Annotated in this window: 11 protein-coding genes; 7 read left to right on the forward strand and 4 right to left on the reverse strand. The window is 74.2% G+C overall.

The window, feature by feature from the left end; translation table 11 throughout:
• Complete coding sequence (locus NH602_RS02960) at window positions 1-912, reverse strand: TrmB family transcriptional regulator (RefSeq protein WP_253066927.1); 912 nt, start codon at window positions 910-912, stop codon at window positions 1-3.
• A 138-nt stretch (window positions 913-1,050) separates the two neighbouring features.
• Entirely contained in the window at window positions 1,051-1,773 is a 723-nt protein-coding gene (locus NH602_RS02965; protein ID WP_253066928.1) for a FadR/GntR family transcriptional regulator, read from the reverse strand.
• A gap of 162 nt (window positions 1,774-1,935) precedes the next feature.
• On the opposite strand from NH602_RS02965, the gene NH602_RS02970 reads away from it, so the two are divergent.
• Together NH602_RS02970 and NH602_RS02975 are read left to right on the forward strand one after the other, a co-directional pair.
• Window positions 1,936-2,478 carry a gluconokinase gene (locus NH602_RS02970; protein ID WP_253066929.1) on the forward strand — a complete coding sequence of 181 codons (543 nt, stop codon included), beginning with the start codon at window positions 1,936-1,938 and terminating at the stop codon, window positions 2,476-2,478.
• A complete protein-coding gene (locus tag NH602_RS02975; protein ID WP_161151906.1) occupies window positions 2,475-3,977 on the forward strand; it encodes an SLC13 family permease in 1,503 nt (500 codons plus the stop codon). The genes NH602_RS02970 and NH602_RS02975 overlap by 4 nt, the downstream gene beginning before the upstream one ends.
• Before the next feature lie 114 nt (window positions 3,978-4,091).
• Here NH602_RS02975 and NH602_RS02980 read toward each other — a convergent pair whose 3' ends face one another.
• Window positions 4,092-4,994, reverse strand: a complete 903-nt coding sequence (locus NH602_RS02980) for a LysR substrate-binding domain-containing protein (protein WP_253066930.1) — start codon at window positions 4,992-4,994, stop codon at window positions 4,092-4,094.
• 301 nt (window positions 4,995-5,295) lie between these two features.
• Between NH602_RS02980 and NH602_RS02985 the strand changes: the two genes are divergently transcribed.
• From NH602_RS02985 to NH602_RS03005, 5 genes are read left to right on the forward strand one after another with little or no spacing between them, the layout of a single operon-like run.
• Window positions 5,296-6,390, forward strand: a complete 1,095-nt coding sequence (locus tag NH602_RS02985) for an ABC transporter ATP-binding protein (RefSeq protein ID WP_253066931.1) — start codon at window positions 5,296-5,298, stop codon at window positions 6,388-6,390.
• Between the two features lie 15 nt (window positions 6,391-6,405).
• Window positions 6,406-7,767, forward strand: coding sequence for an ABC transporter substrate-binding protein (locus tag NH602_RS02990; protein WP_253066932.1), 1,362 nt, complete (start codon window positions 6,406-6,408; stop codon window positions 7,765-7,767).
• Window positions 7,764-8,537, forward strand: coding sequence for a metallophosphoesterase (locus tag NH602_RS02995; protein ID WP_253066933.1), 774 nt, complete (start codon window positions 7,764-7,766; stop codon window positions 8,535-8,537). The genes NH602_RS02990 and NH602_RS02995 overlap by 4 nt, the downstream gene beginning before the upstream one ends.
• A complete protein-coding gene (locus NH602_RS03000; protein ID WP_253066934.1) occupies window positions 8,534-9,478 on the forward strand; it encodes a carbohydrate ABC transporter permease in 945 nt (314 codons plus the stop codon). Before NH602_RS02995 ends, NH602_RS03000 begins: the two co-directional genes overlap by 4 nt.
• Window positions 9,468-10,301, forward strand: coding sequence for a carbohydrate ABC transporter permease (locus NH602_RS03005; RefSeq protein ID WP_253066935.1), 834 nt, complete (start codon window positions 9,468-9,470; stop codon window positions 10,299-10,301). Before NH602_RS03000 ends, NH602_RS03005 begins: the two co-directional genes overlap by 11 nt.
• Window positions 10,302-10,327: 26 nt before the next feature.
• Here NH602_RS03005 and NH602_RS03010 read toward each other — a convergent pair.
• Window positions 10,328-11,510: PLP-dependent aminotransferase family protein (locus NH602_RS03010; protein ID WP_253066936.1), on the reverse strand; the 1,183-nt coding region annotated here is incomplete at its 5' end.

Below are 11,510 nucleotides of genomic sequence, written 5' to 3' on the forward strand. Positions count from 1 at the left end.
TCAGCCTGCCCGGCTGCGCCCGTCCTCGTCGTCGCCCAGGTCCTCGATGTCGGCGCCCAGGTCGTCGGTCTCCGGGCCGACGGACCGCGGCGCGCCGTCGACGGCCCGGACCGGCTCGCCGACGGGCTCGCGCATCCGGCGCAGGGCGGGGTCGCCGGCCCAGAACTCGTCGAAGCCGTGGTCGGCGAACCGGTCGGCGACGCGGTGCATCGCGATGTCGTGGCACACGTAGTGGTACGCGAGCAGCACCGCGGCCGGGTCGTCGGTGTAGAGGCCCCAGGTGCGGTCGGTGGCGAGGCCCCCGATCACGGTCTGGTCCCGGTCCGCGACGACGACGAGCATCCGCCGGCCGAGGATGCCCTCGACCGCCGACGGGGCCGAGTAGCGGTGCTCGGTGTGCCAGCCGACCGGGTCGTCGTCGGCGCCGAAGACGACCGTGGCCACGTCGACGCCGTGCTCCTCGGCCCGGCGGATCGTGGGCTTGAGCGCCTCGACGTCCTCCGGCCAGCCGAGCACGTACAGCTCGGAGCGGGCCGCGGCGGCGACGTCCTCGGCCCGTTCGAGCAGCATCCGGCGCTCGGTCAGCGAGTGCACCAGCCGCACCTGCGGTGGCGCGGTCAGCCGCGGGATCTCGTTCTGCAGGATGCCCAGCGTGCGGTCGAAGTCGCGGCGCATCCGCTCCAGCAGCGTCGCGGGCGGCAACGGGACGTAGCCGGTGCCGTCGGCGGCCCGCACCTCGAACGCCGCGCCGCGGCCGACGAGCTTGCCCAGCGTCTCGTAGACGGTGCTGCGCGGCACCCCCGACCGCTTCGCCACCTCGTAGCCGTTCACCGCCTCGCCGGCACCGACCAGGGCGACATAGGCCTTCGCCTCGTACCCCGACATGCCCAGCCGTTGCAGTTCTTCCGTCACCCGCCGCACGGACATTGCGAGATCATCTCACTCATTCGGCACCGTCCCGCGACGTGGTGCCGCGGCCCCGTCGCACACGACGGTCTCCCTATGATCGGTTGCGGACGACGAATTGATACGTCCGGATCCGCACCATCATCACAATCGAGGACCCGGAGCGCGCGCCACACCGGCCCGCATCGCCGCGTCCGCCTCACGCAGGATCTCGCGCATCGCCGCTCCGGCACCCGCCGGGTCACCGGACCGGACGGCGTCGGCGACGTCGCGGTGCAGACGGATCGCGTCGGGCTCCGGCCGGCTGGGCATCAGGTGGTGCCGGGTGCGCCCGGCCAGCACCTCGGCGACGATGTCGCCCAGCGCGGCCACCATCTCGTTGCCCGAGGCCGCGAGCAGCGTGCGGTGGAACACGACATCGGCCTCCAGGTAGGCCAGCAGGTCTCCGGACCGTCCGTGCACGGCCATGTCCATCACCGCGCCGACGAGCACACCGCACTGCTCGGGAGTGGCCCGGTCGGCGGCCAGCTCCGCGGCCAGCGGCTCCACCCCGCAGCGCAGCTCGGACAGTGACCGCAGCTGCTCGTCGCGGCCGGGACCGTCCAGCCGCCAGCGGATCACCCGCGGGTCGTGCACGTTCCACTGCTCCCGCGGGGCGACCGTCGTGCCGACCCGGCGCCTGCTGCGCACCAGGCCCATCGACTCCAGTACGCGCACGGCCTCCCGGACGACGGTGCGTGACACGCCGTAGCGCGCGACCAGCTCCTCGGCCCGCAGAACCTCGCCCGCCCCGATGGTCCCCGCGGCGATCGCAGTACCGAGCCGGTCCAGGACGTCCCCGTGCAGACCCTCCGGTGCGCCACCCACGCCCCGAATCGTGCCACTGCATGGGCCCGGCGACGCGATACGACATATCTGAACCGATTCGGTGTTGAAAAAGTACTACTAATAGCCGACGCTGGTCCCACCACGGTCCGGGTAGTCCCGGTCCGCGTGCCGATGCCGCCACACCCGTGAGGAGCCGATGCAGTGACGCACCAGCCGGCGACACAGCAGCCACCACCCCACCCGCTCGTCGTCGTGATGGGGGTGTCCGGCTCCGGGAAGTCCACCGTCGGCGCCGCCCTCGCCGACGCCCTCGGTGTCCCCTTCACCGACTCCGACGGCCTGCACCCGGCCGCGAACGTCGCGAAGATGGCCCAGGGGATCCCGCTCACCGACGCCGACCGCGAGCCCTGGCTCGACGCCGTCGGCGCCCGGCTGGCCGAGCACACCGGCACCGGGCTCGTCGTCGCCTGCTCTGCGCTGCGCCGCGCCTACCGCGACCGGCTGCGCTCGCACGCGCCGTCGACGGTGTTCGTGCACCTGTCCGGTGACGCCGCCGTGCTCGCCGAGCGCATGGGCGGGCGCTCCGGGCACTTCATGCCGACCGCGCTGCTCGACTCCCAGCTGGCCACCCTGGAGCCGCCGGCCGCCGACGAAGCCGCGACGACGCTGGACATCCGCCGGCCGGTCGACGAGATCGTCGCGGGCGCCGTCGCCGTCACCGGGCCGGAGGTGGCCCCGCGATGACACTGCACCCCGCACTCGTCCTGGCCGCGGAGCAGGCCCAGCCGGTCGCCTCCGCCGGTCGCCTGGTGACCGCCGCGCTGGTGGGCATCGTCGCGCTGGTCCTGCTGATCACGCAGTTCTCGCTGCACCCGTTCCTCGCACTGACCATCGGCTCGCTGCTCGTCGCGGGCGTGGCGGGTATGTCGATGGGCGACGCCGTGGAGGCCTTCTCCGACGGCTTCGGCTCCACCGCCGCGAGCGTCGGCACGCTGATCGCGCTGGGCGCGATGTTCGGCAAGCTGCTCGCCGACTCCGGCGGCGCCGACCGGCTGGTCGACACGATCGTCTCCCGCTCCGGCCCGCGGACGCTGCCGTGGTCGATGGCCGCCGTCGGCGCACTGATCGGCCTGCCGATGTTCTTCGAGATCGGCCTGGTCATCCTGATGCCGGTCATCTTCCTGGTCGCGCGCCGCGCCCAGGTCTCGCTGATCGCCGTCGGCATCCCGGCACTGGCCGGGCTCTCCGCCATGCACGGCCTGGTCCCGCCGCACCCCGGCCCGCTCGCCGCGATCGGCATCCTCGACGCCGACCTGGGCATCACCCTGGCCCTCGGCGTGCTCGTGTCGATCCCGGTCGTCGTCCTGGCCGGACCGCTGTTCGCGAAGGTCGCGGCCCGCTGGGTCGACGTGTCCCCGCCGGCGCTCTTCGAATCCCGGGTCGCGGCCGGGACCAGCACCCCGTCCGGCGGATCGGCCGGTGCCACCACCGGCACCGACCCGGACACCGGCTCCGGCAGCGGCTCGGGCGGCGACGCCGTCGTCGATCGCGACGCCCCGGACGGCGGGCCCACCCGGCGCCCCGGGTTCGCCGCCACCCTGCTCACCGTGCTGCTGCCGGTCGTGCTGATGATGGGCAAGGCCGTCGGCGACATCGCCGCACCCGAGGGCAACCCGGTACGCGCCGCGCTGGACTTCGTCGGTACCCCGCTGGTCGCGCTGCTGCTCTCGGTGCTGGTCGCGATGGTCACCCTCGGCACCGGATCCGGCATGAACCGCGCCGGGATCATGGGCTCGCTGGAGCGGTCGCTGCCCGCCATCGCCGGGATCGTGCTGATCGTCGCCGCGGGCGGCGGGTTCAAGCAGACCCTGGTCGACACCGGGATCGGCGCGATGATCGCCGGCTGGGCCACCGGCGCCGGCATCTCCGCGCTGCTGCTGGGCTGGCTGGTCGCGGTGGCGATCCGGCTCGCGACCGGGTCGGCGACGGTGGCGACGGTGACCGCCGCGGGCATCCTCGTCCCGCTGCTGCCGACGCTCGACCCGACCCAGACCTCGCTGCTGGTACTGGCGATCGGCGCGGGCTCGCTGTTCTTCTCCCACGTCAACGACGCCGGGTTCTGGCTGGTCAAGGAGTACTTCGGGCTCACCGTCGGCCAGAACATCAGGACCTGGTCGATCATGGAGACCGTCATCTCGGTCTCCGGCCTGGTCCTGGTGCTGGTGATCGACCTGGTGATCTGACCCCGTTCGGCGTCGCCGGCGACGCCGGCGGGCGCGCACGACCCCGGTGCACTCCGCGGCGGCCCGGCCGGGTCCGGCGGCGGAGTGCACCGGTGACACCCGGCGTCGCCGCGGTCAGGTCCGCGCGAACGTGTAGGGACCGGCGGCGCCGAGGGCGCCGAGCAGTGCGTCCACCAACGGTGTCCGGTCCTCGGTCCGCCACACGACGTGCAGGGTCAGGGTCGGCGAGGGATCGGTCAGCAGCACGGCGGCGAGGCCCTGGGACCGGGCCCGGGCCGCCCGTGACGCCGAGGCGAACCCGATCACCTGCCGCGCGGTGACGAACACACTGGTCGCGACGGGATCGTCCACCTCGGCGGTGACCGTCAGTTTGATGCCCGCGCGGTCGACGGCGCCCATGATCGCGTCGTACATCGCGGGACTCTGCTCGCGCCGGAACAGCAGGCAGGGCTGGCGGTCCAGCATGCGGATCGGCACGCTCTCGCGACCCGCCCACGGATGCCGTTCCCCGACCACCGCGACGACCGGGACCGTCATCAGCTCGGTGGAGGACAGCTGCGGGCTGGTCGGTCTGCCGTAGACGAACCCGACGTCCAGTTCGCCGGCCAGCAGCCCCTCCACCTGGGGCCCGGTCCGCCGTTCCCACAGCTGGGTCTGCACGTGGGGGTGCTCGGCGTTGAGCGCGGCCAACGCCGCGGGCAGCACGTCCTGCCCGGCGGGGAAGTTGAAGCCGATGGTGAGCGTCCCCGCCCGGCCCGACGCGACCGCATGGGCCGCCGCCACGGCGCGGTCGGCCTGGTCCAGGAGCCTGCGGGCCTCCCCCCGGAAGACCTCGCCCGCCGGGGTCAGCCGTACCTCGTGGGAGCTCCGGCGCACCAGCTCCACCCCGACGTCGCGCTCGAGGCGCTGCAGCTGCTGCGAGAGCGACGGCTGGGCGAGGTGCAGTCTCCGGGCGGCCCGGCCGAAGTGGAGTTCGTCCGCGATCGCCAGGAAGGCCCGCAGGTGACGGAGCTCCATGGGCCTGCCCTCCTCTCCACGGGTGCCCGCGACGGTAGGCCGCGCCGGTCGCCGCCGGACGACGGCCGGGCGAACGTCGCGTGACCACGGGCGGACGAGGTCCCGGGTCGGCGCGCGGAGGCGGCCCGGGCTCGTGCCCGACCTCGTATCGAGCGACCGGGGATTCCGATCGTCGCTGGTCAGCGACACCTCGCCACGCCCCACCGAGGCCGTCGCGCCCCTCACGGGCGCCGCTGTTCACCGCGACGCCATCCCGCGCTGGTGACATCCGCGGCAACCCACCACCCGAAGGAGACCCGCGGTGAGCCGCATCCAGATCGACGGCCTGACCCGCCGCTTCGGTGACGTCACGGCGGTCGACGGCATCTCGCTCGACATCGCCGACGGCGAGTTCCTCGTCCTGCTCGGCCCGTCGGGCTGCGGGAAGTCGACCCTGCTGCGCATGGTCGCCGGGCTGACCCCGCCGACCGGCGGCCGGGTCCTGCTCGACGGCCGCGACATCACCACCGCCGCCCCGCGCGAACGCGACCTGGCCATGGTCTTCCAGAGCTACGCGCTCTACCCGCACCTGACCGTCGCGAAGAACATCGGCTTCCCGCTGCGCACCCGCCGACGCCGGGACGTCGGCGCGCGGGTCGCCGAGGTCGCCTCGGTCCTCGGCCTGGAGGAGTTGCTGGACCGGCGCCCGAGGGAGCTGTCCGGGGGACAGCGTCAGCGGGTCGCGCTGGGACGGGCACTGGTGAGGGAACCGGGTGCGTTCCTGCTCGACGAGCCGCTGTCCAACCTGGACGCCACCCTGCGCACCGCGACCCGCGCCGAGCTGACCCACCTGCACCGCAGGCTGCGCTCCACGTTCGTCCACGTCACCCACGACCAGGTCGAGGCGATGACGATGGCGACCCGGATCGCCGTGCTGAACGGCGGGCGGCTGGAGCAGGTCGGGACGCCGGAGGAGGTCTACGACACCCCGGCCTCGACCTTCGTCGCGGGGTTCGTCGGCTCCCCCGCGATCGGTCTGCTGCCCGCCCGGCTGCAGAGCACCGACGGCCTGCTGCGGGCGGTCGGCGACGGCGTGGACGTCCCGCTCGGCCCCGGCGACGACGAGGACCGGGACGTGCTCGTCGGCGTCCGGCCCGAGCACCTGCGGGTCGGCGAGGGAGCCGCCACCTGGCGGGGCACCGTCCGGCTCGTCGAGAACCTGGGCGGCGAGGAGGTCGCGCACCTCGACGTGGGGTCCGGCCGGCTCGCCCTGCGCGGCCCCCGCCCGCTCGGTCTCGCCGTCGACGACCACGTCCGGCTCACCGCCGATCCCGACCGCGTGCACCTGTTCTCCGCCACCGGCGGACGCCGGCTGGTGCGTACCCCCGAGCCGACCCGCGCCCCCGTCGCGGTCTGACACCGAGGAGTCGACATGCGTCACCTCCGTCTCGTCGCGGCCGCGCTGGCCGCGGTCGCGCTGCTCGCCGGATGCGGGGTCGGCGGTTCCGCCGGCACCGCGCCCGGCACCGTCGCGCGTGCCCCCGAGCTCGCCCCCGGCCACCAGGTCACGATCACGTTCGAGTCCTACAACCTCGGCCAGGCCGGACCGTGGACCGACACGTTCACCGATCTGCTGGAGACCTTCCACGCCCGGCACCCGGACATCACCGTCGTCGCGCAGAGGCCGCAGGGCACCAGTCCTAACCCCGCCGCCGACACCATCTCGAGCATCCGGACCCAGGCCGCGACCGGGAAGGCCCCCGACCTCGTCCAGGTCGGGTTCTCCGACATGGGGTTCCTCGTGGACCAGCTCGGCGCCAAGCCGCTCGACGACCTGGTCGGGGCGGACGCCGTCGCCCGGAACTTCGGCGGACCGCACCCGTTCGCCCCGGCCACGACCGGCCTCGGGACGCTGCACGGCAGGACCTACGGCGTGCCGTTCGTGCTGTCCACCCCGGTGCTCTACTACAACGCCTCGCTCTTCCGCGCCGCCGGGCTCGACCCGGCGGAGCCCCCCGCCACCTGGGCCGGGGTCGCCGACGCCGCCGCCAGGATCCGGGCGGCGACCGGCGAGGAGGGCGCCTACGCCGACTGCGTGACCACGGTCGCGAAGGACTGGTGCCTGCAGAGCCTCGTCCGGTCCAACGGCGGCCGGGTGCTCTCCGAGGACCGGACCACCCTGCGGTACGCCGATCCGGAGGCCGTGGAGGCCGTGGCGACGTTCGCCGACATGGTGCGCTCCGGCGCCACCCCGAAGTTCACCCAGCAGCAGGCCGTCGAGGCGTTCGCTCGCGGTGACCTGGGCATGATCCTCGAGTCCTCCTCCCTGCAGGGCACGTTCGGCAAGGGCGCGGCGGGCGCCGGCTGGGAGCTGCGCGGGGCCGCGATGCCGTCCTTCGGCAGCGCCCCGGCCGTCCCGACGAACTCCGGGGCCACGCTCTACGTGCTCGCCGACGGCGGGCCGGAGCAGCGTGCGGCCTGGGAGCTGCTGACGTTCCTGACCAGCGACGAGGCGTTCACCCGGATCGCGCAGAACATCGGCTACCTGCCGCTGCGGACCGGGCTGGTGCAGTCCACGCTCAAGGACTGGGCGGCGGCGAACCCGACCGCCGGGATCAACATCGAGCAGCTCGGCCGGATGGAGCCGTGGGTGTCCTTCCCCGGCAACGACTACCTGCAGATCCGCGACGGGATGATGGGCGCCGTCGAGCAGGTCGTGCTGCAGGGCGCCGACCCGCGGTCCACGCTGCTCGCCGCCCAGCAGCGCGGCCAGGCCCTGCTGGGGGCCCGGTGAGCCGGCTCGCGATCGTCTCCGACACCCATCTGAACGACGACCCCGCCTCCGCCGTGACGCTGCGGGCGGCCCTGGCCCGGGTCACCGCGGGCCCGCCGCCGGACGCCCTGCTCCTGCCCGGCGACCTCGCCGCGGACGGCGAGCCGGCCGCCTACGCGCTGCTCACCGAGCTCCTGGAGCCGCTGGACGTGCCCGTCGTCCCGGTGATGGGCAACCACGACGAGCTCGATGCCTTCACCGCCGTCTTCGGCAGCCCGGACCGCGTGGTGTGGGCCGGGGACACCCGGATCGTGGCGGTGGACAGCACCATCGCGGGCCACCACCACGGGCGGATCGGCCCCGAGCAGCTCGACCGGCTCGCCACCGAGCTCGCGGTGCCGGCCCCCGGGGGGACGGTGCTCGTCCTGCACCATCCGCCGCTCCCGTCGCCCGTTCCCTCGGTCGACCTGCTGCGGCTGCGGGAGCCGGAGCGGCTCGCCGCTGTGCTGGCGGGTTCGGACGTGCGGATGATCGTCTGCGGTCACGCCCACCACGCCGGGGCGGGTGTGCTCGCCGGGATCCCGGTGTGGGTGGCACCCGCGCTGGTCTACCAGGTGGACGTGTTCCCGCCTGCCGGGCGCCTGCGCGGGGTGTCCGGCGCGGCGCTGAGCCGGATCGACCTGTTCGACGAGGCCGCGGTCGCCTCGGCGGTGCCCCTCGACGGCGCCCCCGTGTACGACGTCGACGCCGCCGAGCGGATCGCCTGGATGGCAGAGCGGGTCCCCCGGTGAGCACGCTCGTCGAGGTCCCGGCGCCGGAGCGCACCGACGCTCCGGCGCCGGTGCGGCTGCCGTGGACGACCCGGGCCGCCCGGGCCGCGCCGCCCTACCTGTTCCTCCTGCCGGGGCTCGCGCTGCTGGTGGTGTGGGTCTACCGGCCGCTGGCCACGACGGTGCAGCTGTCGTTCCTCTCCTGGAACCTCCTGCCGACCAGCCCGGCGACCTGGGTCGGGTTCGCCAACTACGAGCGGTTGTTCGCGCTGCCGGACTTCTCGTCATCGGTCGGCCGCACCGCGGTGCTGATCCTCGGGCTGCTGCCGTTCACGCTGGTGGTGCCCACGGTCGTCGGCCTGCTGGCGCGGCAGGTGCACGGCCGGGCCGCCACCGTGTACCAGGCGCTGGTGTTCGCGCCGATGCTCGTCGCACCGGTCGCCGGCGCGGCGGTCTGGCAGTGGATGCTCGACCCCCGCGACGGTCTGGTGAACCGGTTGCTCGGCACGCCGGTCAACTGGCTGCAGGAGCCCGGGCCCGCCCAGGCCGCCGTCATCGTGATCACCGGCTGGCACGTGCTGGGCTTCGCGACGCTCGTCGTGGCGGCCGGACTGGCCGGGATCGACTCCGAGTACTCGGCCGCCGCCTCGCTCGACGGCGCCACCCGGTGGCAGACCACCCGCTGGATCACGGTGCCGCTGCTGTCACCGACGTTGTCGTTCCTGCTGCTCATGACGCTGCTGCTGGCCGCCCAGTGGAGCTTCCCCCTGGTCGACACCCTCACCCGGGGCGGGCCGTCCGGCGCCACGACGAACGTCTACTACCTGCTGTGGGACTACGCCTTCGGCTCGTTCGACGCCGGGCTGGGCGCGGCCGCGGGGATGATCTTCTTCCTCGGGTTCGGGGCACTCGCCCTGGTGCTGGTGCGTCTCACCGAACGGTTGTCGTTCCATGACTCGTGAGATCGTCGGAGCGGCGGTGCCACGGTCCCGCGGGATCGTCGGACACCTCGTCCTCGGGCTGCTGGGGCTGGCCGCGATCGTGCCGGTGTACTGGCTCTACGCCACCTCGCTGCGCGCCCCCGAGGACGTCCACTCGCTCAGCCCGTTCCCCTGGCCGCTGTCCGGTGCGAGCTACGCCGAGGCCTGGGGCGCCGTCGACATGCCGCGGCTGTTGCTGAACACCACCGTGATGGCGGTGATGATCGCGCTGGGCCAGCTCCTCACCGGGCTGCTGGCCGGGTACGCGTTCGCGGCCTGGCGGTTCCGCTTCCGGAACGTGCTGTACCTGCTGTTCGTGGCGACCTGGTTGGTGCCGTTCCAGGTGACGATGGTGCCGAACTACGTGCTGCTCAACCAGCTCGGCACGCTGAACTCCGTCGCCGGGGTCGTCATCCCGAACCTGTGCTCCGCGCTGGCCGTGATCATGCTGCGCGCGCACGTCCGCTCGGTGCCGTTCGAGCTCCTCGAGGCCGCCCGGATGGACGGGCGCAACGCCTGGTCGACGCTGTGGACCGTCGTGGTACCGAATCTCGGCCCGGCCCTCGCCGCGCTCGGCGTGCTGCTGTTCATCAACGCCTGGAACGAGTACTTCTGGCCGGCCCTGGTGCTGCAGCGCACGAATGCGGTCCTGCAGCTGGGTCTGCGCAGTTTCATGGGCACCGAGGGAAACGACTGGGGGCCGATGATGGCGACCGCCGGAATGGCCTGCCTCCCGGTGCTGCTGCTCTATCTGGTGCTGCAACGCCGGATCGTCGACGGCTTCGTCCGATCCGGCCTGAAGTAGGCGTCGGAGACCGCCACCGGCCCGCCTCAGACGACGACGCCGGCCCGGGTCGCCGGGTCGGCGCCGGTCGTCCGGCCCGGCCCGGCGACGTCACGGGCGGTGCGGGCCAGGCGCCGTACCGCCTCGGCCGCCACCGGACCGGGGTGGGTGAAGGGCACCCGCAACCGGTCGGTGAACGCGTGCCCGGCCCCGAACCGCGGGCCGGGCGCCAGCACCAGGCCGTGTCGCGGGGCGGCAGCGGTCAGCGCCGTCGAGACGTGCGCACCGAGGTCGCACCACAGCGCCAGCCCGCCGTCGGGGACGGTGAAGCGCCAGTCCGGCAGGGCCGCGGCGAGCTCGGCGACCAGCAGGTCGCGCCGGGTGCGCAGCACCCCGACCCGTTCGGCCCGCAGCACGTCGAGCCGCTCCAGCACCTCGACGGCGACGAGCTGCTCCAGTACCGGCAGCGCCAGCTGGGCGCGGGCCAGCCGTCGTCGCATCCGGGCGGCCCGCTCGCGGCCGGCCCGGATCCAGCCGATCCGCAGCCCGCCCCAGGCGATCTTGCTCAGCCCTCCGACGGTGACGACGTCGTCCGGACCGGCGGCGTGCGCGGCGCACGGCAGCGGCCCCGTGGCGCCCTCGCGCAGGTCCAGCTCGGCGAAGGTCTCGTCGACCAGGGCGACCGTGCCCTGGCGGGCGAGGCGCTGCACGAGCCGGGCGCGGGCGCCGTCGTCGAGGAGGCGGCCGGTGGGGTTCTGGAAGTCCGCCATCAGGTACGCGACCCGCGCCGCGGTCTGCCGGGCGGCCCGCGGCAGCACGGTCTGCGGGGTCGCGTCGGCGCCGTCCCCCGACACCGAGACGGCGACCGCCCCCGCGTCGGAGACGACGTCGAGCGCCGACGGGTAGGTGGGGTGCTCGACGAGCACCCGGTCGCCGGGCCCGGCCAGCTCGGCGACGACGATCCCGATCGCCTGCAGCGCCCCGCCCGTCACGACGACCTGCTCCGGCCCGGTCGGGAGCCCCCGGGCGGTGAACCGGTCGGCGATCGCGGCCCGCAGCGCGGGCAGGCCGTCCGGGCCGTAACCGTGTCCGGCCAGCTCCGCGGCGCCCCGTTCGACGGCGCGGGCGACCAGGTCGGGCAGCACCGCGGGCGCGGCGGGCGCGGCGTGGGCGAGGTCGATCGTGCCGCAGTCCACCGGCCCGGGCGCCCAGACCCCGTCGACGCCCCCG

The organism is Pseudonocardia sp. McavD-2-B (assembly GCF_024124365.1).
Classification (GTDB): Bacteria; Actinomycetota; Actinomycetes; order Mycobacteriales; family Pseudonocardiaceae; genus Pseudonocardia; species Pseudonocardia alni.

Excerpts from the sequence above, each read along its gene's own strand:
- NH602_RS02975 (WP_161151906.1), top strand. The coding sequence starts at position 2,475 with ATGACACTGCACCCCGCACTCGTCCTGGCCGCGGAGCAGGCCCAGCCG.
- NH602_RS03005 (WP_253066935.1), top strand. The coding sequence starts at position 9,468 with ATGACTCGTGAGATCGTCGGAGCGGCGGTGCCACGGTCCCGCGGGATC.
- NH602_RS02980 (WP_253066930.1), bottom strand. The coding sequence starts at position 4,994 with ATGGAGCTCCGTCACCTGCGGGCCTTCCTGGCGATCGCGGACGAACTC.
- NH602_RS02990 (WP_253066932.1), top strand. The coding sequence starts at position 6,406 with ATGCGTCACCTCCGTCTCGTCGCGGCCGCGCTGGCCGCGGTCGCGCTG.